The organism is Streptomyces sp. NPDC021115 (genome assembly GCF_044333065.1).
In the GTDB taxonomy this organism is placed as follows: domain Bacteria; phylum Actinomycetota; class Actinomycetes; order Streptomycetales; family Streptomycetaceae; genus Streptomyces.
Genome location: NZ_JBIRQF010000010.1, coordinates 130,473 through 152,924 on the forward strand (window position 1 = coordinate 130,473; position 22,452 = coordinate 152,924).

The following is a 22,452-nucleotide window of genomic DNA, read 5'->3' on the forward strand; positions in this document are numbered from 1 at the left end:
GGTCGGCCATGGCCATGGGAGCGCTCCCGTGGGACGATTCCCGCCCCCACGGGATTCCCATCGGAACGGAGGATCCGCCATGAGATCCTTATTATTGACATGGCCACGACGTATGATCACGGCGCTGGCCATGCTGGTACTCATCGCCGCACTGGGCGTGACACCGGCGGCCGCGCGCCAGCAGGCCCCGACCGCGGCGGCGGCCAAGACGGTGTACATCCCGCCGAGCTGGGCGGCGACCGGCGAGGTGCCGTGGGCTCAGAACCGGACCAAGGAGTCGAACAACTTCGTCCTGCTGTGGGGCGAGAAGTCGGGCACCGACCCCAAGAACGCCTCCGGGCAGTACCGGTTCGACCCCGATGACATCCTCAGCCAGCTGGAGCGGCTGTACTCCTTCTACGTCGGCACCCTGAAGTTCACGCCGGAGTCCGGCCTGCTCTCCCAGTACAAGATCGATGTGATCGTCACCCAGACATGGAACAACGGCAACCTCAACGCCTGGGCGTCGGGCGGCCAGGCCGACGGCCGGGTCGGCGTGATCAACATCGCCCCGGGCGCCGCGCTGCCCGGCTCCTGGGGGCTGGCCCATGAACTGGGCCATGTGTTCCAGAACTACACCTTCATGGGCAAGGGCGGCGGCGCCGGGCTCACCGACCCGTCCGCCGGAACGTTCTGGGAGACCGGCGCGGAGTACATGGCGATGCAGGTGTACCCGGACGGGGGCGCGGGCGACCTGACCCGGTTCCTGCGCACCGAGAACCTCGCGTACTCCTCCAGCCGCCACCATTACGGAAACTGGATGCTGGTGCAGTACCTGGTCGACCGCTACGGCGGGATGCGGACCTTCATCGACATCTGGAACCAGGCCAGGAACAACGAACACCCGCTGGAGACCTACCGGCGCCTCAACAACCTCACCCAGACCCAGCTGAACACGCGGATCGCCGAGTACGCACAGCACCAGGTCACCTACGACTACTCCAACCGGTCCCACATCATGCCGTTCATCAACAACGTGTACGGCGCGGGCTTCATCAACGCCTACAACGGCGTCCCGGTGAACGCGGTCAACCAGTCCGCCGGCCACTACGCCATCCCGGACCCGCTCGCCCCGTCCGACTACGGCTACAACAAGATCAGACTCGTGCCCAGCAGCGACGGCGCGCTGATCAAGCTGCACCTCAAGGGCCACGCCAACGCGGCCGCCGGATCCGGCTGGTCCTACGGCTTCGTCGCGGTGAAGAACGGCACCCCCCGCTACGGGCCCGTCTCCACCAGCGCCGACGGGCAGCTCAGCTTCCAGACCCAGCCCGGGGAGAAGGACGTGTACCTCGTCGTCACCGGCGCCCCGAACACCGTCCACCACTACGCCTACCTCGACGGCTACACCAAGAACTACCGCTACCCGTACGAGTTCCGGATCAGCGGCGCCACCCCGTCCGGCTACGAACCGGGCTACCAGAAACCGGCCGCCACCGGCGGCGGACACTGGCACTCCAACGGCGGGGGCTGGGTCGACAACCGCGCCAACGTCGCGGCCAGCGCCTACGTCGGCCCGCGCGCCGCGGTCTTCGGCAACTCCACCGTCACCGGCAACGCCCGGATCGACGGCCTGTCCTGGGTCAACTCCGGCGCCACCGTCGGCGGCAACGTCGTGGTCAAGGACAACGCCATCGTCCAGGGCGGCGCCAACCTCTCCGGCAACCTGGTCCTAGGCGGCGACGCCGAGACGGCCATGAGCTGCTCCTCCGGCACCTATCTGCTCTTCAACCCGGACCGGGGCTGCGACGGCCACGGCGGTGAAACCGACGTCAACCCCGCCCACGGCACCTTCACCGACGCCGAACTGGCCATCACCGTCTCCTCCGCCGGTTCCCGAGGCCGATGAGCGCCTGGCCAGGTTACGGCGGTTTGCCGCTGGTCAGGGGTGGGACGCAGACTGTGGCCCCGTCCCTGACCTGAGGGGCGAAGCCACAGCCGTACCTGAGGGGGAAGCCCCGTGACCGCGTCGATCACCGAGATCGAGAGCCATGGCGTCGAACGCATACCGGACGAGGATCGGTCGGCCCGTCCGATCGACCTCTTCCGGCTGGCCTTCGGCGGCGCGAACACCTTCGCGACATGCGTACTCGGCGCCTTCCCCGTCCTGTTGGGGCTGTCCTTCCCGCAAGGTCTCGCGGCGACCGTCCTCGGCCTGGTCGCCGGGGCGCTGCTGCTCGCCCCCATGGCGCTGTTCGGCCCGGCGAACGGCACGAACAACGCGGTCTCGTCCTCGGCCCACCTGGGAGTGCACGGCCGGATCGTCGGCTCGTTCCTCTCGCTGCTCACCGCGATCGCGTTCTTCTCGATCTCGGTGTGGTCCTCGGGGGACGCGCTCATCGGCGGGGTCCACCGGCTCGCCGGCGTACCGGAGTCGGAGGTCGCGTACGGCGCCGCCTACGCGGTGTTCGCGATCCTCGTCCTCGTCGTCTGTATCTACGGCTTCCGCTTCATGCTGCTGGTCAACAAAGTTGCCGTGACGGCCGCTTCGGCGCTCTTCGTGCTGGGCGCCGTCGCCTTCGGCGGCGACTTCGACCCCGGCTACGCGGGCACCTTCGACTCGACCGCCGACCCGCTGTTCTGGCCGTCGTTCATCGGCGCCGCACTGATCGTGCTGTCCAACCCGGTCTCCTTCGGCGCCTTCCTCGGTGACTGGTCCCGCTACATCCCGGCCGCGACACCGCGCCGCCGGGTGATGGGCGCCGCGTTCCTCGCCCAGCTCGCCACCCTGCTGCCGTTCGTCTTCGGCCTGGCCACCGCCTCGGTCATCGCCACGAAGGCCGCGAAGTACGTCGACCCGGCCGCCCCCAACTACGTGGGCGGGCTGCTGGCGGTTTCGCCCGGCTGGTACTTCCTGCCGCTGTGCCTGATCGCGCTGATCGGCGGCCTGTCCACCGGCACCACGGCGCTCTACGGCACCGGCCTCGACTTCTCCAGCGTCTTTCCGCGCTTCAGCCGGGTCCGGGCGACCATCCTCATCGGGACCCTGTCGATCGTGTTCGTCTTCCTCGGCCGCTTCACCCTGAACCTCACCCAGTCCATCTCCACCTTCGCGACGCTGATCGTCACCTGCACCGCGCCCTGGATGATCGTGATGGTACTCGGCTATGTCACCCGCCGCGGCTGGTACGACGCGGAGGCACTTCAGGTCTTCAACCGCCGTCAGCGCGGGGGCCGTTACTGGTTCACCCACGGCTGGAACTGGCGCGGGATGTCCGCCTGGCTGGTGTCCGCCGTCGTGGCGCTGCTCTTCGTGAACCTGCCGGGCCAGTTCGTCGGCCCGCTGGGTGACCTCGCGAACGGGGCCGACATCTCCCTGCCGGTCGGCCTCGCCCTCGCGGCGGTGAGCTACCTCGGCCTGCTGACCGCGTTTCCCGAACCGCGCGCGGTGTACGGTCCTGACGGCCCCCGCCTCGTGCGGGCCTCCGCCGCCGACACCCCGCCCATCGAGGACAGTGCGGCCTTCAGAAGTTGACCATGTGGCCCGCGAGACCGTGCACGGCCTCCTTGACCGCCTCGCTCAGGGTGGGGTGGGCGTGGATGTTGCGGGCCACCTCGTGGACCGTCAGGTCCCATTGCTGGGCAAGGGTGAGTTCCGGGAGCAGTTCGGTGACCTCGGGGCCGATGAGGTGGCCGCCGAGCAGTTCGCCGTGGCGTGCGTCGCTGATGAGCTTCACGAAGCCGCCGGGGTCGCCGAGCCCATGGGCCTTGCCGTTGGCGGTGAAGGGGAAGGTGGCCACCTTGACGTCGAAGCCGCGTTCGCGCGCCTGGGCCTCGGTCCAGCCGAAGCTGGCGATCTGCGGCTGGCAGAAGGTCGCCCGCGGAATCATCACGTAGTCGAGTTCCATCGTCTCCGCACCGGCGATGGTCTCCGCGGCCACGATGCCCATGGCCTCGGCGGCGTGGGCGAGCATCAGCTTGGCGGTCACGTCGCCGACCGCGAAGATGTGCGGCGCGCTGGTGCGGCAGACGCCGTCGACGTCGATGGCGCCCCGGTCGGTCAGCCGGACCCCGGCGCGCTCCAGCCCGTACCCCTCCACCCGCGGCCGGAAGCCCATCGCCTGGAGGACCCGCCCGGCCTGGAGGGTCTGGCGCTGGCCGCCGGTGGTCACCATGACCTTGACGGCCGAGCCCGCGTCGTTGATCGCCTCGACGCGGGTGGAGGTGAGGATGTTGATGCCGAGCCTGCGGTAGCGGCGGGCCAGCTCGGTGGAGACGTCCTCGTCCTCCAGGGGGACGATCCGGTCCAGGAACTCCACGAGCGTCACCTGCACCCCGTAGCTGTGCATGATGTACGCGAACTCGACGCCGATGGCGCCCGCGCCCGCGATCAGGACGCTGCCGGGCAGCTCCGGCGCGAGGATCTGCTCCTCGTAGGTGACCACCCGCTCGCCGCGCGAGGTGCCGGGCAGCAGATTGGCGGTGGCCCCGGCCGCGATGACGCAGTGGTCGAAGGAAAGGACCTCGACCCGGCCGTCGGCGAGCGTGACCCGCAGCGTGTGGGGGTCGGTGAAGGTGCCCCGGCCGTCGAATTGCGTGATCTGGTTCTTCTTCATCAGGTAGTGGATGCCTTTGACCCGGCCGTCCGCCACCTTCCGGCTGCGCTCGTAGGCGGCCCGGTAGTCGAGGCTCAGCTCGCCGTTCACCCGGATGCCGAAGGTCTTCGCCTCATGGGTGAGCAGATGGGCCAGCTCGGCGTTGCGCAGCAGGGCCTTGGACGGGATGCAGCCCACGTTCAGGCAGACGCCGCCCCAGAACCGCTCCTCGACGACGGCCGTACGCAGGCCCAGCTGCGCGGCGCGGATCGCCGCCACATAGCCGCCCGACCCCGCCCCCAGGACCACGACGTCAAAATGTGCGCTCATGCGTCGCACCTTAGACATTAGAGTCGGAGTATGGCTTCAGACGAGGGGTCCGTTCGGGTCGACAGCTGGATCTGGTCCGTGCGGCTCACCAAGACGCGTTCGCTCGCCGCCTCGGCCTGCCGGGCGGGGCACGTCCGCGTCAACGGGGAGCGCGTCAAGCCCGCCCAGATGGTGCGGGCGGGTGACGAGGTGCGGCTGCGCCACGCGGGGCGGGAGCGGGTCGTGGTGGTGTCGCGGATCGTGCGCAAGCGGGTCGGGGCGCCGGTGGCGGTCGAGTGCTACGTGGACAACAGCCCGCCTCCGCCGCCGCGCGAGCAGACCGTGCCCATCGGGCTGCGCGACCGGGGCGCGGGCCGCCCGACCAAGCGCGACCGGCGGGAGATGGATCGGCTGCGCGGGCTGTGACACCGGGGCCCGGGAGCCGGGCCCTCCCGGTCACTCCAGGCCGATGCGTACCGGGCCGCCCTTCGCGTCGGCCCGGGTGATCCAGTCGGCGGACAGACGGAGCGGGCGGCCCGGCGCCACGGTGCGCCGGACGCGCTGGCGGTGCAGCGTACGGCCGTCCTGGCGGACCACCAGCACCGGCCGGGTGAGGAACGCGGCGGTGCGCAGGGTGAAGCGGCCGGACGGCGGGGGCGGGCCTTCCGGGGCGATCCGGCCCGGCGCCACCCAGTGCAGGGGCACGTCCGCCCGTACCGCCAGCGGGGCCTCGGGCCATGGCTCACCGGCAAGATGGCCCAGCACCGGACCGGCGGCGAGGCGGCCGTCCAGCGCGGCGGTGGCGGCCGTCTCGACGGGGTGCAGCAGATTGCCCACGGCGAAGACGCCGGGTTCGCGGGTGCGGAATCCGGTGTCGGTCTCCGGGCCCCGGGTGCCGGGGTCGAGGGGGATTCCGGCGCCGCGGGCCAGTTCGTGGTCGGGGATCCAGTCGCCGGTGAACACCACGGTGTCGCAGCCGATGGTGGCGGTCCGGCCGTTCCGGTGCGCCACCTGGACGCCGGTCAGCCGCCCGCGGCCGGTCAGCCCGGTCACGGTGGTCTCGGTGAGCAGCGGAACGGCGTGGCGCAGCCGGGCGGCGAGGCGGCTCACCGGGTGGGCCTGGTGCCGGGGCAGGCCGGTGACCATGGCGGCGACCTCGACCCCGGCGCGGCGGAGGGTGTCGACGGCGGAGTAGCCGACGCGTTCGGCGCCCACGACGACCGCCCGGCGTCCGATGCTCTGGTGGTGCACATGGACGGCCTGCTGGAGCTGCCCGGTGGTGTAGACGCCCGCGGGCCGGGTTCCGGGCACCAGCCGGGCGCTGCGCGGGCGTTCGCGGGCGCCGGTGGCGAGGACCACGGCCCGGGCGGTGACGCGCTCCAGCCCGGTCGGCGCGGTGAGGTCCACGGTGCGCGGCCCTGCCCATCCGGTGGCGGTGACGCCGGTGCGCAAGGTGACTCCGGCGCGCAGTGCGGCGGCGATGTGGCGGCGGGCGTACTCCGGGCCGCTGAGCACCCGGCGCAGATCGCGCAGCCCGAATCCGGTGTGGTGGCAGTGGCGGGGGATGCCACCGGCGTGCTGCTCGCGGTCGATGACCTCGACGGTGTCCACTCCGGCCTCGGCCAGCCGGGTGGCGGCGGCGAGCCCGGCGGGTCCGGCGCCGATCACCAGGACGTCCACGGTGCGGGGGATGCGGTCGGCGGTGGTCATCGGCGGGCCTTCGTCGGTGCGGTGGCGGGGGTGGCGTGGGCCTCGTCGAACTGGGCGCGTACGGCGGCTCCGCAGTAGAAGCCCTGGCAGCGGCCGCCCGTGGCACGGGTGCGGCGCCGCAGTCCGTCGAGCGACCCCGGGGGCACGGTGGCCCGCAGCGCGTCGCGGATCTCGCCGCGGGTGACGCGCTCGCAGTGGCAGACGACGGTGCCGTACGCGGGGTCGGCGGCGATGAGGTCGGCGCGCTGGTAGGGGCGCGGGAACGCCTCGCCGATGTTCGGCATCCGCGGGGGTTCGAGTTCCCGCGCGGGGCCCGGGTCGAGGCCGCAGCGGGTGAGCAGGTCCCGGACGTGGGCGGCGATGGCCATCGAGGCGGTCAGCCCGGTGGAGCGGATGCCGCCGACCGCCACGTAAGCCTGTTCGGGGTGGGCGCGGATCTGGAAGTCGGCGTGCTCGGTGGCGGCGCGCAGCCCCGCGTAGACCGCCGTGACCTCCTCCTCCAGCAGCTCCGGCATGATGCGGGCGCCCTTGTCGCGGAGCACGGACAGCCCCGCGGCAGAGGAGCCGGTGGCGTGCTTGTCGTCGAGGTCCTCGGCGGTGGGGCCGAGCATGACGTTGCCGTAGACGGTGGGCGCCACCAGCACGCCCTTGCCCGCCGCCGTGGGCACCGGCAGCAGGATGCTGCCGACCAGGCCGCGGGCGAACTTGTCGAAGACGATGAGCTGGCCGCGCCGCGGGGTGACGGTGAACTCGGTGTGGCCGAGCCGCCGGTCGATCTCGTCCGAGTACAGTCCGGCGGCGTTGACCAGGTAGCGGGCGCGCAGCGGACCGCGGGTGGTGGCGATCTCGTGGTGGCCGGGTGCGCCACGGGTGGCGATGGCTCCGGCGGTGCAGTTGAGGTGCAGGTCGGCTCCGGCGTCCACCGCCTGGGTGGCGTAGGCGAGGGTGGTCGTCCAGGGACAGATGATGCTCTCGCCGGGGACCTCGAGGGCGCCGAGGGCACCGGGTCCCAGATGCGGTTCGCGCGCGTACACCTCGTCCGCGTCGAGGATCCGGGTGTCGTGGCAGTCGTTGCGTACGGCCTTCTCCGCGAGCGCGGGCAGCGCGGCGAGCTGTTCGGAGTCCCAGGCGACGAGCAGGGCGCCGAGCGGTTCCACCGGGATGCCCGTCTCGGCGGCGTAGGCGTTCAGCCGCCGGTAGCCCTCGCGCACCAGCCCGGCCTCCAGGGTGCCGGGGGTGGCGTCGAAACCGGTGTGCAGGATCGCGGTGTTGGCCTTGGAGGTGCCGTCGCCGACGTCGTCGGACGCCTCCACGAGGGCGATGCGGAGCCGGTACGCGGCGAGTTCGCGGGCGATGGCGGTGCCGACCACCCCGGCGCCGATGATGGCCACGTCGTAGACCTCGCCGGGAAGGTCACCCGTGGTCGTTACGGTCATGCTGGATTCCTCGGCTCCTGGTGGCAGTTGCTCGGCGGGTGCTCAGTGGCGGTTGATCCGTGGCAGTTGATGCGTGGCGGGTGCTCAGTCGTGGTTCAGCAGCGCGGCCACGGCCGACCGGAATCCGGCCCGGCGCCCGGCGGCCTCGTCCGCGCTGATCCGCGGCGTGTACACGGCGGCCGGTTTCCACTCCGGGACGGCCCGCTCGACCGGCAGGCCGGGGTCGAGTCCCAGCCGGGCGACGGCGCCCACGCCGAGCGCGGTGACATCGGGCAGGGCCGACACCTCGACGGGCAGCTGGAGCAGATCGGCCTGGGCCTGCATGAGCAGCGCGGAGCGGGTGAGGCCCCCGTCGGCGCGGAGGGTGGTGAGCGGTGCGCCCAGGTCGGTGGCGGCCGCGTCGGCGATCTCGGCCACCTGGGCGGCGATGCCCTCGCACAGGGCGCGCACCAGATGTCCGGCGGTGGTGTCGAGGCCGAGGCCGGTCACCGAGCCCCGGAGGTCGCCGCGCCACCAGGGGGCGGCGAGTCCGGCGAGCGCGGGTACGAACGTCACTCCCCCGGTGTCCGGTACGGAGCCGCCCACCGGGTCGAGGTCCTGGGCTCCGCCGATCACCCCCAGGTCGGTGAGCCAGCGGACGGCGGAGGCGGCGGTGTACACCTGTCCGTCGAGGCAGTAGCTGGTGTTCCCGCCGAGCCGCCAGGCCACGCAGCTCACCAGGCCGCTGGTGCCGCGGCGGGGCCGGGAGCCGGTCTGGGCGAGCAGGAACGCGCCGGTGCCGTAGGTGCATTTCGCGGCGCCGGGCTCGGTGACGCTCTGGGCCAGCAGGGCGGCCTGCTGGTCGACGAGGAGCCCGGTGAGCGGGATCCCGGCGCCGAAGGCGGTGGTGGTTCCGGCAACGGTGTCCGCGTCGACGACCCTGGGCATCTGCTCCGCCGTCAGGCCGTAGACCTCCAGCGCCTCCGGGGACCACACGACGCGGTCGAGGTCGAGCAGCCCGGTGCGTCCGGCGGTGGCCGCGTCGGTGACGAACGCTCCGGTGAGCTGGTGGATCAGCCACACGTCGCTGGTGGTGACGACGCCCTCGCGGGTCCGGTGGCGGCGCAGCCAGGCCATCTTGGGCGCCGCGAAGTACGGATCGAGGGGCAGTCCGGTGAGTTCGCGCAGGGTGTCGGCGTGTTCCGCGAGGTCCGCGCACACCGTCTCCGCCCGCCGGTCCTGCCACACCAGGGCGTCGGTCAGCGGGGCGCCGGTCGCGGGGTCCCACACCAGCACCGTCTCGCCCTGGTTGGCGAGGCCGACCGCCACGACCGGTTCTCCGGCCCGCGCCAGGGCCTGGCGTCCGGCGTCGACGACGGAGGCGAGGAGTTCGGCGGGATCGACCTCGACCAGTCCGCCGGGAAGGTGACGCGGGCTCACGGCCACTTCGGCGGAGCCGAGCACACCGCGCTCCGGGCAGAGGACCAGCGCCTTGGTGCCCGAGGTGCCTTGGTCGACGGCGAGCACCGCTCCCGTCGCGGGACCGGCCGGTGTGCGGTGGGGGCGCTCTGGAGGCAGCATGTCCGGTTCTTCGGTGGGGGGTCGTTCTGGGTGGGGGCTGCGGTGGCGGTGTTCTTCGGCGGGCATGCTTCGGCAGGGGTGTTCGGCGGCGATGGGGATCTTTGACTGAAAGCGTGGTGCAGCGGCCGGGCCGCGTCAAGAGCGCACGTCCGCTGTCCGCTTGCTGGACACGGCCGGGGGCCGTGTGGCGGATGGGGACCCTGGCCCCCTTGAGTCAGATGGGGATGGCTATAGGATCCCGGCATCCACTCGTCAGGCCCTGGAATCCGTCGCGCCCGGTACGTCACGCCCCGTACGAAAGTCATCCGATGCCCGAGGAAGTGTTCCGCCCCGTCTACCACCCCGCGGGCTACGACAGCGGACTGCGCATCGCGCTCCAGAACGTGCGCACCGGCCGTTGGATATCCATGCGCGACCTGCTGGCCGAGACGCCGACCTGGGCCCAGTGGACGCAACGGACCCAGGTGCTGGCCGCGGTGGCGGCCGGGTCCAACGTGGTGGAGGCGTGGCGGGCCGAGGAACCTCGATGCGTCGCCGCGCTGGTGATGCACACCCGGGTGATGGTGGAGCGGACGGTGCGCGCCCACCGCGAGGGGCATGAGCGCACCCACGAGCTGTGGCGGGAGGCGTGGGAGTCCTGCCAGCTGGCCGCGCACAACTCCCCGGCGGACCCGGTCCCCTGGGTGTGTCTGCTGGCGCTCGCCCAACTCGACAAGGAGCAGCGGCTGCCGGAACACCGGGCGGACCCGCCGGGGCCGCTGCTGTTCCCCGGCCCGTGGGGGCTGCTGGCGGAGGCCGACCGGCGCGATCCGTACAACCGCGAGGCGTACCACCGGATGCTGCAGTTCGTGTACGCACGGCGGGCGGGCGGTTCGCTGGCCGAGGCGGTCAACTTCGTGCAGTGGGTGGTCTCGGGCGCGCCCGAGGGCTCCCCGCTGCATGTGCTGCCGCTGTACGTCCACGTCGAGCGGTACCGCGAGGAGCGGGGCTACGAGAAGGCCCTGGACCTGCACTGGGCCACCGAGGACGCGGCGCGGGACGTCGACAAGGCGCTGCGCCTGTGGTTCGACCACGCGGAGCGGGAGACCAGTTCGCTGCTGGACCTCAACCATCTGGCGCACGCCCTGTGGGGTGCGCTGCAATTCCCCGAGGCGGCCCGGGTCTTCGAGGCGCTGGGCCCGTATTTCACCCCGCTCCCCTGGGCCTACCGCACCTCCGACGCCAATGACCGCGCACAGGCCGAAGAAATGTTTCTGCGCGCCCGGGTCCGCAGTCTCGCGGGCGCCCGCGGGAACAGACCCGGCGCCGACGGCTGAGCCGTCCCCTCACCCCCCGCGATTTCCGTCTTTTCCCCACCCGCTGCTGACCGTCCCCGTCGACCCTCCCGGGAGGTACGTTCATGTCCACGCCCTGGTCCCGTTCCGTTTCCACCCCGCAGCAGGACGAAGAACAGAGACTGCGCGAGCTGGGATACCAGCCGGTGCTGGCCCGCCGCATGGGCAGCTTCGGCAATTTCGCCATCAGTTTCTCGGTCATCTCCATTCTGTCCGGCTGCATGACCCTGTACGGATTCGGGCTGGACACCGGCGGCCCCTCGGTCATGCTGTGGGGCTGGGCCGGGGTGGGACTGTTCGTGCTGTGCGTGGGGCTGGCGCTGGCGGAGGTCACCAGCGCGTATCCGACCTCCGGAGCCCTTTACTACATGGCCGACCGGCTCGGTGGCCGCGCCTGGGGCTGGTACACCGGGTGGCTCAATCTGCTGGGGCTGCTGGGCGCGATCGCCGGTATCGACTACGGCGCGGCCCAGTTCACCGGAGCGCTCCTCAATCTCCAGTGGGGATTCGAACCCACCCCGCGCTCGACCATGGTCATTTTCGTCTGCATTTTGTTGCTGCATGCCACACTCAACCTCTTCGGCGTACGTCTGGTCAGCCTGCTCAACTCCATCAGTGTGTGGTGGCACTTGGCGGGTGTCGCGATCATCGTCGGGGCGCTGGCGATCATTCCGTCCCATCACCAGTCGCCGGAATTCGTGTTCACCGAATTCGTCAACAACACCGGCTGGTCGAATCCCCTCTATGTGACCGCCATCGGTCTGCTGCTCGCCCAGTACACCTTTTCCGGATATGACGCGTCGGCACATCTGTCCGAGGAAACCTCCAACGCGTCGGTGTCCGCCGCCCGCGGCATCGTGCGCGCCATCTGGGTTTCCTGGATCGCCGGATTCATCCTGCTGGCGGGGCTGACGTTCGCCATCCAGGACTACGCGGGCACCCAGAAGAGCGCCACCGGGGTGCCGCCCGCGCAGATCCTCATCGACGCCCTCGGCACCGGCGGCGCCACGGCCATGCTGCTCATCGTCATCGCCGCGCAGCTGTTCTGCGGGAACGCCGAGGTGGCGGCGGCCAGCCGGATGGTGTTCGCGTTCAGCCGGGACGGCGCGCTGCCGGGCTCCCGGCTGTGGCAGCGGGTCAGCACCCGCACCCAGACCCCGGTGCTCGCGGTGTGGCTTTCGGTCGGGGTGGCGTGTCTGCTGGCCCTGCCGTCCCTGTACTCGGAGACCGCGTACGGCGCGGTGACGGCCATCAACGTCATCGGCATCACGCCCGCCTACGCCATCCCCGTCTTCCTGCGGCTGCGTGCCGGGGACCGGTTCCAAAAGGGGCCGTGGCACCTGGGCCGCTGGAGCAAGCCGATCGGCTGGGTGGCGGTGGTGTGGGTCGCGCTGGTGACGGTGCTGTTCTGCCTGCCGCAGTCCAGCCCGGTGACGGTCGATTCGATGAACTACGCGTCGATCGCGCTGGCCGCGGTGCTGATCCTGGCCACCATCTGGTGGTTCGTCGCCCGCCGTTCGTACAACACGCCCTCCGCCTACGGGTCCGCCCGTGAGGAGGCGGAGATCGCCGAGGGCATCGTCTGAGCCGGGGCACGAGCTGAACCGGGACACGAGCTGAACCACGCCACTGCGGGGCCGGGAGCGCAGAATCGTATCTGCGCACCCGGCCCCGCAGTCGCGCGCGCTCACTCCCCGCGCAGCAGCGCCGAGACCGGGGGCCGCTCGCGCTTCGCGCCGTACGCGAGGAAGTACGCCGGGGCCTTCTTGAGCCACGGCGCCCTCGTCAGCACCTCCGCCAGCCGCAGCGGCTTCGCGCCCCCGCCCAGCGGTGACTGCCCCGCGAGCAGCGGCGCGATGACCCGGGCGTGGGCGATCCGCTGGAGCGCCTGGGTGCCAGCGGCGGTGGGCCAGCGGCGGCGCTGGACGGCGCGGACGTCGTGCAGGCCCACCGTGCCCTCGCGCAGCGGTCCGGCCAGGTGCCGGGCGGCGGCGACGGCGTCCTCGACGGCGAGGTTGATGCCGATGCCGAAGACGGGCGACATGGCGTGCGCCGCGTCCCCGATGCACAGCAGTCCGGGGAGGTGCCAGCGGCGCAGCCGGTCCAGCCGTACGTCCAGCAGCTTCACCTCGTCCCAGGAGCGCACCTCCGGTTCGCGGTCGCCCATCCACGGGATGGCCGCCGCGAACGATGCCAGGAACCGGTCCAGACCCCCGGCGCGGCGGCTGGCGTCGGCGCCCTTGGGGATCAGCACGGCGCACTGCCAGTAGTCGCCGCGGTCGATCATGGCGGTCAGGAAGCGGTCGCCGACGTTGCCCACCAGCCCCCGCGGATCGCCCTCGTGCCGCGGCACCCGGAACCACCAGGCGTCCATCGGACAGCGGAACTCCCGCAGCCCCAGCTCGGGCAGGAGGCGGGCCAGCGAGCCGCGGCCGTCGCAGGCCACGGTGAGGGTGGCGCGCAGCTCACCCTGGTCGCCTTCGGCGGTGCGGTAGCGCACCCCGGTGATCCGGCCGCCCTCCTGGAGGAAGGAGGTGGCCTCGGTGTTCATCCGCAGCCGGAACGACGGCTCCTTCCCGGCCTCGTCCGCCAGCAGGTTCAGCAGATCCCACTGCGGCACCATCGCGACGTAGTTGTACGGGCCCGGCAGCGCGCTCAGATCGCCGACGGTGAACAGCTCGCCGTCCGCGCCGATCGGCAGTTGCACGGAGTGGACATGACGCTGCGGCAGCGCGGCGAACCGTTCGGCCAGGCCCAGGTCCTCCAGCAGGGCCAGGGTGCTGGGATGCACGGTGTCACCGCGGAAGTCGCGCAGGAAGTCCCCGTGTTTCTCCAGGACGGTGACGTCCACGCCCGCCCGGGCCAGCAGCAGCCCGAGGACCATCCCGGCGGGACCGCCGCCCACCACGCAACATGTGGTCCGCTCCATCGATGTGCTCCCTTCGGGGTGCCTTCGGCGCCGCTTCGTATCGATTCCCTCCGGACGCCCGGGGCCGGGCGCGGCAGTCGGGTGAACGTCACGGCTCCGCTATCGCCGGATGGCGATTGGCTTGAGTCTTCCCGGACTTCCGTCCGTATCCCCCGCTGAACGGCGTGGGGCACTAGGAGGTCTGTATGGCAGCCGAAACCGATCCCGTCCGGACGGGCGGGCGTCACGTGATCGAGCCGACCGCGATCTTCCGTGCGGGGCCGGAGTCCGGCGAGGGCGCGGACGAGCCGGTGGAGGAGTGGATGGAGGATCTGCATCTGTTCCGGCCGCCGGGGGAAATGGGCGCGGAAGACGAGGCGGTGTCTCCGGAGGCGCGGCGGTTCGCCGAGGACGAGACCCAGGAGATCGACCCCGGCGTCGCGGGGCCCGGCTCCTGGGCCGCCACGGATCCGATGCCCGAGCCCACTGCCCCGCCGCCCGCGACGGCACGGCGCCATCCCCGGACCGCCGTGCTGATCGTCGCGGGCGTCGGGCTCGGCGTCGCCCTCGCGCTCGTCCTGCTCCTCCCCGGCGGCGCGGCCATCAGCGTCGCCTCGCCGGGCGGCGGCCCCACCGCGTCGGACGCCGCACCTTCGCCGACCGCCTCCGCCGCCCCCACCACGGCGGTCCCCGCGCCGCCGGGGAGCCAGGCCGGGGTGCTGAGCCAGGGCGACAGCGGTCCGCAGGTCTCCGAGCTCCAGACGCGCCTGCTGAAGATCCCCGACGTGTACCGGGACGGGCAGGTCAACGGCCGGTACGACCAGACGCTCACCGAGGCCGTGGCCCGCTTCCAGCTGTGGTATGGGATCCGGGGCGACGAGGACGGGGTGTACGGGGACGCCACGCGTCGCGACCTGGAGTCCCGTACCGGCACCGTCACCTGACGGCTATCGGGCGGCGCCGAAGACCTGGGTCCAGTACGTGCCCGCGCGGCTGCCCGTGGCGTAGCCGACGCCTATGTGCGTGAAGTCGGGCTTGAGGATGTTGGCGCGGTGGCCCGGGCTGTTCATCCAGCCCTGGACCACCTCCGCCGGGCCGCGCTGCCCGCACGCGATGTTCTCGCCGATACCGCGGTGGGTGGCCCCGGCGGCGGTGGCCCGGTCCCAGGGCTGACGGCCCTCGGGGCTGGTGTGGTCGTAGAAGTCGCGGACGACCATGTCGTCGCTGTGCGCCTGCGCGGCCGCCGTCAGCCGCGGGTCGGGGGCCAGCGGCGCCAGCCGGGCGGCGGCGCGCTCGGCGTTGGTGAGCGCGATCACCTCGGAGGTGAGGCGGCGCAGCCCGTCCGCGGTGAAGGGCCGCGCCCACACGGCCGTCCAGAACACGTCCGCGGTGCCGGACGCGCGGCCGATGCCCACATGGGTGACCGCCGGGTCCCGGAACGGGCCGCGGCCCTCCTCGCCGGACAGGCAGTACTCGATGAACGCGTCCGGGGTGCGCGGCCCGGAGACCAGGTGCTCGGCGACCGTGAGCGGGGCGTAGCCGCTGGCCGCGATCCGGTGGTGGAGCGACGTCCCGTCGGGGCTCTCGGCGGCGAGTGCGCCGTGGGCGGCCATGGCCGCCGCGTGCGCCTCGGCGGCGCGGGTCAGGCGCGGGTCGAGGGTCACGGGTGGGACGCCGTGGCGGGAGCGGGCGGCGTTGACGAGCCCGAGAGTCCCGTCGCCGCCGCCGTCGCCGGTGGTCGGGGGCGGCGTGGGCTCGTCCATCACGTCGACGCCGAAGTCGCGGGCCACTCCGGCCAGCCCGTCCGCGTACCCCTGGCCGATCGCCCGCACCTTCCACCGGGCGCCGCGCCGGTAGATCTCGGCGAGCAGCAGCACGGTCTCCGCCGTGGGGCGCGCCGGGGCGAACCGGGCGAGCGGGGCGCCACCGCTTCCGGTGACGCTCATGACGGGCGCGGGCAGCCGCCCGAGCGGGGTACCGGGGTCGGCGGGGCTGACGACGACGGTGACCCGGCTGGCGCCGGGGCGCAGCCGCTCGGGCCGCACGGTGACGGTGTCCCCGTCGACCCGGGTGCCGGGGGCGGTGGGCTGGTTGAAGAAGACGAAGTCGCCGTCGCCCGTGACCTTTCCGTCGTCGCCGGTGATCAGCGCGGAGAGGTCGAAGGGGCCCGGGACGCGGATGGTCAGCGTGCCGTCCGGCAGTGGTTGGTTGCCGCCGGGCACCAACTCGGCCATGGGGCCCTCCCCTCCTCGCGTACCGCGGATCCACCAGGCCAACGGCCCGATCCCGGCGGCGGTTCCCACGGTTGCCGTGCCGGGCCCGTCCGTGGTGCCTTCCGGTCTTCGCGGGCCGCGGGGTGGGTGGTGCCTGGGGCTTTTTGTCCCCTACCCGCCCCTTCCCGAACCAAGGGGCTCCGCCCCCTGGCCCCCGGACGCCCTCCGGGCGTGTCCTCAATCTCCCCCAGCTACCGCTGGGAGGTGCCCCCTGGACGGGCTGGATTTCCAGCCCGTCCGGCGATTGACGATCCGGATCCGGGGCGGAGAAGCCCAGCCCGCAGCCCCTCCGCCGTTTGAGGAGCGGGGTCCGGGGGCGAAGATGCCCTGCCCGCGGCCCCACCACCGTTTGAGGAGCGGGATCCCGGGACGGAGATACCCCGCCCGCGGCCCCTCCGGCGATTGAGGAACGGGGCCCCGGGGCGCAGGTGCCCCGGCCGCAGCCCCTCCGCCGTTTGAGGAACGGGGCCCTGAGGCGGAGAGGCCCCACCCTCAGCCCCTCCACCGGTTGCGGAACGGGGCCCTGGAGCGGCGATGCCCCACCCCCTCCTCCGTTTGAGGAACGGGGTCCCGGGACCGAGATGCCCAGCCCACAGCCCCTCCTCCGGTTAAGGAACAGGGTCCGGGGGCGGAGAAGCCCAGCCCGCAGCCCCTCCGGCGATTGACGATCCGGATCCGGGGCAGAGATGCCCCGCCCACAGCCCCTCCACCGGTCGAGGAACGAGGTCCCGGGGCGGAGAAGCACAGCCCACAGCCCCTCCGGCGATTGAGGAGCGGGGGCCGGGGCGGAGCCCCGGGTTCGGGGAGGGGCGGGTAGGGGAAAAGGCCCCCGGAGGGGTCAGGCCGGGGTGGCGATGTACTTGTACTCCAGGAACTCGTCGATGCCGACGCGGCCGCCCTCACGCCCCAGCCCGGACTGTTTGACGCCGCCGAAGGGGGCCGCCGGGTTGGAGACCAGGCCGGTGTTGAGGCCGACCATGCCGACTTCGAGGCGTTCGCTCACCCGCAAGGAGCGGTTGAGATCGCGGGTGAAGACGTAGCCCACCAGGCCCCATTCGGTGCTGTTGGCGGTGGCGACGACTTCGTCCTCGTCCTCGAAGGTGAGGACCGCGGCTACGGGTCCGAAGATCTCGGTCTCCATCAGCCGGCTGGCGGGCGAGACGCCGGTGAGCACCGTCGGGGGGTAGAAGCATCCGGGGCCTTCGGGAGTGGCGCCGCCGACCAGGACCTCGGCGCCGCGCGCGACGGCGTCGGAGACCAGTTCCTCGACCTTGGCACGGCCCTTCCGGTCGATCAGCGGGCCCACGTCGACGCCGGGGCGATTACCGGGGCCGACGTCGAGGGCGCCCATGCGCCGGGCGAGGCGGTCGGCGAACTCGGCGGCGACCGAGGAGTGGACGAAGAAGCGGTTGGCGGCGGTGCACGCCTCGCCCATGTTGCGCATCTTGGCGGTCATGGCGCCCTCCACCGCGACGTCGAGGTCGGCGTCGTCGAAGACGATGAAGGGGGCGTTGCCGCCGAGTTCCATGGAGGTGCGGACGACGGCGGGCGCGCACTGGGCGAGCAGGGTGCGGCCGACCTGGGTGGAGCCGGTGAAGGACAGCTTGCGGATGTGGCCGCCGGTCAGCAGCGGTTCGACGACCTCCCCGGCCCGGGAGGTGGTGATGACGTTGAGCACCCCGGCGGGCAGCCCGGCCTCCTCCAGGATGCCCGCGAGGGCGAGCGAGGACAGCGGCGTCTGCGGGGCGGGCTTGAGCACCATCGTGCAGCCCGCGGCGATGGCCGGGCCGATCTTGCGGGTGCCCATGGCCAGCGGGAAGTTCCACGGGGTGACCAGGAGACAGGGGCCGACGGGGCGGCGCATGAGCAGCATGCGGTTCTTGCCGTCGGGCATGGTGGCGTATCCGCCGTCGATACGGACGGCCTCTTCGGAGAACCAGCGGAAGAACTCGGCGGCGTACGCGGCCTCGCCGCGCGCCTCGGCCAGCGGCTTGCCCATTTCGGCGGTCATCAGGGCGGCGAGGGAGTCGGCGCGCTCCATGATGAGCTCGTAGGCGCGGCGCAGGATCTCGCTGCGGGCGCGGGGCGCGGTGGCGGCCCACTTCTCCTGGGCGTCCAGGGCGGCGTCGAGCGCGCGCTGCCCGTCGGCGGGGCTCGCGTCGGCGACGTCGCACAGCACCTCGCCGGTGGCCGGGTCGTCGACCGGCATGGTCTCGCCGCCGGCCGCGTCGGACCAGGAACCGGCGATGTACAGCTTCTTGGGCACCGTCGCGAGGACGTCGCCCGCTGCGGGGAACGAAGGGGTGGGCAGGGCAGACATGTCGGCGATCTCCTTCTGTGGCCGCCGCCCGCGCGGGTGGCGGGCGGCGGCCGGGGGTTCCCGTGGGTGATGTGCGGCGTGCGGGGACAGCGAGCGGCAGGCGGCCGCGTCAGGCGGAGGTGCCGGCGCTCACGGCGGCGGACCAGGCGCGCAGCCCCTCGTCGATCGCCGCTTCGTCGACGACCAGCGCGGGGATCATCCGGACCACATGGTTCCAGGCGCCGCACAGGAGCAGCAACAGCCCCTCGTCCACGGCGGCGCGCTGCACCCGGCCCGCGGTCGCCGGGTCGGGTTCGCCGTCCTCGGTGACGAACTCGCTGGCCAGCATGAGGCCGAGGCCGCGGACGTCGCCGATGGCGGGGGTCTTGGCGGCGATGTCCTCGAGGCCGGAGCGCAGCCGGCCGCCCATGGCGTCGGCGTTGGCGACGAGGTTCTCGTCCCGTACGACGTCGAGGGTGGCAGCGGCGGCGGCGCAGGCCACCGCGTTGGCGCCGTAGGTGCCGCCCTGGGAGCCAGGCCATGCCTTGGCCATCAGTTCCTCGGAGGCGGCGATGCCGGACAGCGGGAAGCCGCTGGCCAGGCCCTTGGCGGTGATCAGGATGTCGGGGCGGATCCCGAAGTGGTCATGGCCCCAGAACCGGCCGGTGCGGCCGACGCCGGTCTGCACCTCGTCCAGGATGAGCAGGAAGCCATGGCGGTCGGCCCGCTCGCGCAGTCCCTGCATGAAGCCCTCGGTGGCGGGTACGTAGCCGCCCTCGCCCAGCACCGGCTCGACGATGAGCGCCGCGGTGTCCTCGGGCGGCGACATGGTCTGGAGGACGTAGTCCAGTTCCTTCAGCGCGAACCGGGTCGCGGTCTCCTCGTCCCAGCCGTACCGGTAGGCGGTGGGGAACGGGGTCACCACGACGCCGCTCATCAGGGGCGCGAAGCCGGAGCGGAAGCGGGTCCCGGAGGTGGTCATGGACGCGGCGGCGACGGTGCGGCCGTGGAAGCCGCCGTGGCAGACGATGACGTTGGGCCGGCCGGTGGCCTGGCGGGCGAGGCGCAGCGCGGACTCCACGGCCTCGCTGCCGGAGTTGTTGAAGAACAGACTGTCGAGGCCCTCGGGCAGCACTTCGCCGAGCTTTTCCGTCAGCCGCTGGAGCGGCTTGTGCATGACGGTCGTGTACTGGCCGTGGATGAGGGTGCCGACCTGCTCCTGAGCGGCGGCGACGACCCGCGGGTGGCAGTGTCCGGTGCTGGTGACGCCGATGCCCGCGGTGAAGTCCAGATAGCGCCGTCCGTCCTCGCCGTGGAGGTAGGCCCCCTCTCCGCGGACGGCGACCACCGGAGTGGCTTGGCGGAGCTGCGGCGACAGATTGGTCATGATCTCTCCCAACACCCACGGAACGGCGGTGGACCGGACTGCTTCGGGACTGCTCAGGGACGCTCAGGGACTTCTTCGCGACTGCTTCGAGCGTGCGGGAGGGGACCGGCGAAAGACAATGATCATTGTGTCGCGGGCAGGTGATCGGGATGGACGTTCTGTCAACCGTGACCGGGTGGACACTTTGTCAACGTGATGCCAGAGTGACCCGCATGAACGGCCCCGCTCCGCTCACCCTCGGCGACGCGCTGCGGCTGCCGGTGCTGGCCGCCGGGCGGCCGGAGGTGGTGTCCGGCCATGATCAGCTGTCCCGTCCGGTCCGCTGGGTGCACATCACCGAACTGCTGGACCCGGCGTCCTTCCTCAAGGGCGGGGAGCTGGTCCTCACCACCGGGATGCCGCTGCCGGAGGATCCGGTGCTGGTGCGCCGGTATGTGGAGGAGCTGGCGGACATCGGCGCCGCGGGCCTGGTCATCGAGCTGGTACGGCGCTATCACGAACCGCCGTCGGAGCTGGTGAGCGCCTGCCGGGCCCGGGATTTCCCCCTCGTGCTGCTGTCCCGGAACGTGAACTTCGTGGAGGTCACCCAGATCGTCCACTCGATGATCATCGGCAGCCAGATCGAGACCCTGCGCCGGGCGCAGGACGTCCATGACACCTTCACCGCGCTGACCCTGCGCGGCGCGGAGCCGGACGAGGTGGTGGGCATGGCCGCCGAGCTGAGCGGCCATCCGGTGGTGCTGGAGAATCTGGTCCACCGGGCCGTGATCTGCGGGGCTCCGGGCCATGGTGTCGAGGGGGTGCTGACCGACTGGGAGCGGCGCTCGCGCGCCACGCCCTCCCCCGACCGCACCGAGGTGCGCGGCCCGGAGAACTGGCTGATGACGGCCGTGGAGTACCGGGGCGAGCGCTGGGGGCGGCTGGTCATGCTGCCCGACGCCGAGGGCGCCCCGGCGCTCGGCCCCGAACACGCGATGGTCCTGGAGCGCACGGCCACCGCCCTGACCATCGCCCGGCTGACCCAGCACACCCGGTGGGAGCGGCGCGCCCAGCGCACGCTGCTGCTGGACCTGGTCGAGCAGCGCTGCCGCTCGGCCGGGGAGGCGCGGGCCCGGGCCGAGGCGCTGGGCATGCGGGTCATGGGGCGGCGGCTGATCGTCGTGCTCGTCACCCTGGCCCCGGGGCTCGGCGGCGAGGAGCCGGGCGAGCTGGAGGACCGGCTGACCGAGGAGATGGCGGCGGCCGGGGCCGCGGTGCTGATCGGCGCGGTGCCCGGCGACCATCTGGGGGTGCTGCTGGCGTTCCACCCGGCCACGCCCTGGCGGCCGTTGGTGGAGCGGCTGAGCCGTTCCGTACGGGAGTCCCATCCGGACGCGGTGGTGAGCGTGGGCTGCGAGGTGTCGGACCTGTCGCAGACCGCGCGCTCCTTCCAGCAGGCGGCGCGGGTCGCGGACGCCGCCGTCCCCGGAACGCCGGACAAGCCGTTCCATGAGCTGAGCGATATCGGGCTACGGCAGTTGCTGTACGCACTGCGCGACGACGTGCGGGTGCAGGAGTACGTGGAACGGCAGCTCGGCCGGCTGGTGCAGCACGACGAGCGGCATGGCACCGATCTGGTGACGACCCTCCACGCCTATCTGGACGCGGCGGGCAACAAGACGGTGGCCGCCAAGCGCGCGAGCCTCTCGCGGCAGGCGTTCTACCAGCGGCTGCACGCGATCCAGCGGGTGCTCGGCGCCGATCTGGAGTCGGGGGAACAGCGCACCCAGCTGCATGTGGCGCTCACGGCGTTCAGCGTGCTGCGGCTCGCCCGTGGCTCCGGCCCCTCGTGACGCGGCGGCGCGGGAGACACCACGCCGTCGCGTGACAAGGGGCCGGGCCGTCGGCCGGTGGAAAGGCCGGGGGCTCACTTCACGAAATCGTCGACGACCTTCGGCGGCCAGGAGCCGACATTGAGAACGCCCACGGAATAGGCGCGGGAGACCAGGGCCGCCCGGTTGGGGACCCGCAGCTTACGGAGCAGGCGCGTCACGTGGTATTCGACGCCCTGGCGGCTGAGATAGAGCCGGGAGGCCAGCGGAACGGTGGAGAGTCCGGCCGCTATGCCCTCCAGAATGCGCGCCTCGATTTCACTGAGGATCTTCTTGCGGCTGGTCACCATGTCCAGCTCCTGGCCGCCGTCCACGGGCCGCAGCACCACCAGCAGCGAGGCGACGTGCGAGCTGCCCTCGCGTACGGCGACGGCGGTGAGCGCGCTGGTGAAGGCGGCGCCCTGGGCTCCGATGACGACCACATGGGCGGCGAACCGGTGGCGGGTGCCGTCGGCCAGCCGGGACATCTGATGGCGCAGCGCCTGCTGCGCGCTGGGGTGCACCAGATCGAGGAAGTCGCGGCCGCAGACGCTCATGGAGGAGTCGTCGTCGAACTGCCGGAAGAACTCCCGATTCGCCTGCTGGACCGTCAGGGACGGGTCGAGACAGACGACACACGCCCCGGACTGGTCGAACTGGCGCAGCAGATCCGCGTACTCGATCTGATCACATTCGAGCTCATGGGGGGCTGGCCGAGCCGCATCTGCTAGAGCGGAGACTGCCAAGGGACTGCCATCCCTTCCTGTTTATCAATGAGCGGGTGCGAATGACCGGCGCGAAATGACCGGACA

At 72.2% G+C, this 22,452-nt stretch carries 16 protein-coding genes; 7 read left to right on the forward strand and 9 right to left on the reverse strand.

Translation table 11 applies throughout. The annotated features are described in order from the left end of the window. Window positions 1-112: 112 nt before the first annotated feature. Together ACH4TL_RS28215 and ACH4TL_RS28220 are read left to right on the forward strand one after the other, a co-directional pair. Window positions 113-1,888: a DUF6055 domain-containing protein gene (locus ACH4TL_RS28215; RefSeq protein ID WP_398321042.1), complete on the forward strand. Its 1,776-nt coding sequence runs from the start codon at window positions 113-115 to the stop codon at window positions 1,886-1,888. A gap of 111 nt (window positions 1,889-1,999) precedes the next feature. Then, window positions 2,000-3,514, forward strand: a complete 1,515-nt coding sequence (locus ACH4TL_RS28220; RefSeq protein ID WP_398321039.1) for a purine-cytosine permease family protein — start codon at window positions 2,000-2,002, stop codon at window positions 3,512-3,514. Here ACH4TL_RS28220 and lpdA read toward each other — a convergent pair. After that, the gene (gene lpdA, locus ACH4TL_RS28225; RefSeq protein ID WP_398321036.1) at window positions 3,504-4,904 is read right to left on the reverse strand and encodes a dihydrolipoyl dehydrogenase; all 1,401 of its coding nucleotides are present in this window, start codon (window positions 4,902-4,904) and stop codon (window positions 3,504-3,506) included. The two genes, ACH4TL_RS28220 and lpdA, sit on opposite strands and share 11 nt — an antisense overlap. Before the next feature lie 30 nt (window positions 4,905-4,934). On the opposite strand from lpdA, the gene ACH4TL_RS28230 reads away from it, so the two are divergent. Beyond that, window positions 4,935-5,309, forward strand: coding sequence for an RNA-binding S4 domain-containing protein (locus ACH4TL_RS28230; protein WP_398321033.1), 375 nt, complete (start codon window positions 4,935-4,937; stop codon window positions 5,307-5,309). Window positions 5,310-5,339: 30 nt separating this feature from the next. Here ACH4TL_RS28230 and ACH4TL_RS28235 read toward each other — a convergent pair whose 3' ends face one another. The 3 genes from ACH4TL_RS28235 to ACH4TL_RS28245 all read right to left on the reverse strand — a co-directional run bounded on the left by ACH4TL_RS28235 (window position 5,340) and on the right by ACH4TL_RS28245 (window position 9,589). Then, on the reverse strand, window positions 5,340-6,593 hold the full coding sequence (locus ACH4TL_RS28235; protein WP_398321030.1) for an NAD(P)/FAD-dependent oxidoreductase: 1,254 nt from the start codon (window positions 6,591-6,593) through the stop codon (window positions 5,340-5,342). Beyond that, entirely contained in the window at window positions 6,590-8,029 is a 1,440-nt protein-coding gene (locus ACH4TL_RS28240; RefSeq protein ID WP_398321027.1) for an FAD-dependent oxidoreductase, read from the reverse strand. The genes ACH4TL_RS28235 and ACH4TL_RS28240 overlap by 4 nt, the downstream gene beginning before the upstream one ends. An 84-nt stretch (window positions 8,030-8,113) precedes the next feature. Then, window positions 8,114-9,589, reverse strand: coding sequence for an FGGY family carbohydrate kinase (locus tag ACH4TL_RS28245; RefSeq protein ID WP_398321024.1), 1,476 nt, complete (start codon window positions 9,587-9,589; stop codon window positions 8,114-8,116). A gap of 308 nt (window positions 9,590-9,897) precedes the next feature. On the opposite strand from ACH4TL_RS28245, the gene ACH4TL_RS28250 reads away from it, so the two are divergent. Both ACH4TL_RS28250 and ACH4TL_RS28255 read left to right on the forward strand, forming a co-directional pair. Next, window positions 9,898-10,905: a hypothetical protein gene (locus ACH4TL_RS28250; protein WP_398321021.1), complete on the forward strand. Its 1,008-nt coding sequence runs from the start codon at window positions 9,898-9,900 to the stop codon at window positions 10,903-10,905. An 83-nt stretch (window positions 10,906-10,988) separates the two neighbouring features. Next, on the forward strand, window positions 10,989-12,509 hold the full coding sequence (locus ACH4TL_RS28255; protein ID WP_398321018.1) for an amino acid permease: 1,521 nt from the start codon (window positions 10,989-10,991) through the stop codon (window positions 12,507-12,509). 101 nt (window positions 12,510-12,610) lie between these two features. On the opposite strand, the gene ACH4TL_RS28260 is transcribed toward ACH4TL_RS28255, so the two are convergent. Next, window positions 12,611-13,852, reverse strand: a complete 1,242-nt coding sequence (locus tag ACH4TL_RS28260) for an FAD-dependent oxidoreductase (RefSeq protein WP_398321015.1) — start codon at window positions 13,850-13,852, stop codon at window positions 12,611-12,613. A 185-nt stretch (window positions 13,853-14,037) separates the two neighbouring features. On the opposite strand from ACH4TL_RS28260, the gene ACH4TL_RS28265 reads away from it, so the two are divergent. Next, window positions 14,038-14,775, forward strand: a complete 738-nt coding sequence (locus tag ACH4TL_RS28265; RefSeq protein ID WP_398321012.1) for a peptidoglycan-binding protein — start codon at window positions 14,038-14,040, stop codon at window positions 14,773-14,775. Between the two features lie 3 nt (window positions 14,776-14,778). On the opposite strand, the gene ACH4TL_RS28270 is transcribed toward ACH4TL_RS28265, so the two are convergent. From ACH4TL_RS28270 to ACH4TL_RS28280, 3 genes are all read right to left on the reverse strand, one after another. Continuing rightward, complete coding sequence (locus ACH4TL_RS28270; protein WP_398321009.1) at window positions 14,779-16,065, reverse strand: CAP domain-containing protein; 1,287 nt, start codon at window positions 16,063-16,065, stop codon at window positions 14,779-14,781. A gap of 877 nt (window positions 16,066-16,942) precedes the next feature. After that, entirely contained in the window at window positions 16,943-18,424 is a 1,482-nt protein-coding gene (locus tag ACH4TL_RS28275) for an NAD-dependent succinate-semialdehyde dehydrogenase (protein ID WP_398321006.1), read from the reverse strand. A gap of 109 nt (window positions 18,425-18,533) precedes the next feature. Continuing rightward, the gene (locus ACH4TL_RS28280; protein WP_398321003.1) at window positions 18,534-19,790 is read right to left on the reverse strand and encodes an aspartate aminotransferase family protein; all 1,257 of its coding nucleotides are present in this window, start codon (window positions 19,788-19,790) and stop codon (window positions 18,534-18,536) included. A gap of 212 nt (window positions 19,791-20,002) precedes the next feature. Here ACH4TL_RS28280 and ACH4TL_RS28285 point away from each other — a divergent pair, with 212 nt between their 5' ends. After that, complete coding sequence (locus tag ACH4TL_RS28285; RefSeq protein ID WP_398321000.1) at window positions 20,003-21,622, forward strand: PucR family transcriptional regulator; 1,620 nt, start codon at window positions 20,003-20,005, stop codon at window positions 21,620-21,622. Between the two features lie 74 nt (window positions 21,623-21,696). Here ACH4TL_RS28285 and ACH4TL_RS28290 read toward each other — a convergent pair whose 3' ends face one another. Continuing rightward, window positions 21,697-22,305 (reverse strand): LuxR C-terminal-related transcriptional regulator, encoded by a 609-nt coding sequence (locus tag ACH4TL_RS28290; protein WP_398321352.1) that lies wholly within the window; start codon window positions 22,303-22,305, stop codon window positions 21,697-21,699. Window positions 22,306-22,452: the final 147 nt, after the last annotated feature.

Excerpts from the sequence above, each read along its gene's own strand:
- ACH4TL_RS28215 (WP_398321042.1), top strand. The coding sequence starts at position 113 with ATGATCACGGCGCTGGCCATGCTGGTACTCATCGCCGCACTGGGCGTG.
- lpdA (WP_398321036.1), bottom strand. The coding sequence starts at position 4,904 with ATGAGCGCACATTTTGACGTCGTGGTCCTGGGGGCGGGGTCGGGCGGC.
- ACH4TL_RS28230 (WP_398321033.1), top strand. The coding sequence starts at position 4,935 with ATGGCTTCAGACGAGGGGTCCGTTCGGGTCGACAGCTGGATCTGGTCC.
- ACH4TL_RS28235 (WP_398321030.1), bottom strand. The coding sequence starts at position 6,593 with ATGACCACCGCCGACCGCATCCCCCGCACCGTGGACGTCCTGGTGATC.
- ACH4TL_RS28240 (WP_398321027.1), bottom strand. The coding sequence starts at position 8,029 with ATGACCGTAACGACCACGGGTGACCTTCCCGGCGAGGTCTACGACGTG.
- ACH4TL_RS28245 (WP_398321024.1), bottom strand. The coding sequence starts at position 9,589 with ATGCTGCCTCCAGAGCGCCCCCACCGCACACCGGCCGGTCCCGCGACG.
- ACH4TL_RS28250 (WP_398321021.1), top strand. The coding sequence starts at position 9,898 with ATGCCCGAGGAAGTGTTCCGCCCCGTCTACCACCCCGCGGGCTACGAC.
- ACH4TL_RS28255 (WP_398321018.1), top strand. The coding sequence starts at position 10,989 with ATGTCCACGCCCTGGTCCCGTTCCGTTTCCACCCCGCAGCAGGACGAA.
- ACH4TL_RS28260 (WP_398321015.1), bottom strand. The coding sequence starts at position 13,852 with ATGGAGCGGACCACATGTTGCGTGGTGGGCGGCGGTCCCGCCGGGATG.
- ACH4TL_RS28265 (WP_398321012.1), top strand. The coding sequence starts at position 14,038 with ATGGCAGCCGAAACCGATCCCGTCCGGACGGGCGGGCGTCACGTGATC.
- ACH4TL_RS28270 (WP_398321009.1), bottom strand. The coding sequence starts at position 16,065 with ATGGCCGAGTTGGTGCCCGGCGGCAACCAACCACTGCCGGACGGCACG.
- ACH4TL_RS28275 (WP_398321006.1), bottom strand. The coding sequence starts at position 18,424 with ATGTCTGCCCTGCCCACCCCTTCGTTCCCCGCAGCGGGCGACGTCCTC.
- ACH4TL_RS28280 (WP_398321003.1), bottom strand. The coding sequence starts at position 19,790 with ATGACCAATCTGTCGCCGCAGCTCCGCCAAGCCACTCCGGTGGTCGCC.
- ACH4TL_RS28285 (WP_398321000.1), top strand. The coding sequence starts at position 20,003 with ATGAACGGCCCCGCTCCGCTCACCCTCGGCGACGCGCTGCGGCTGCCG.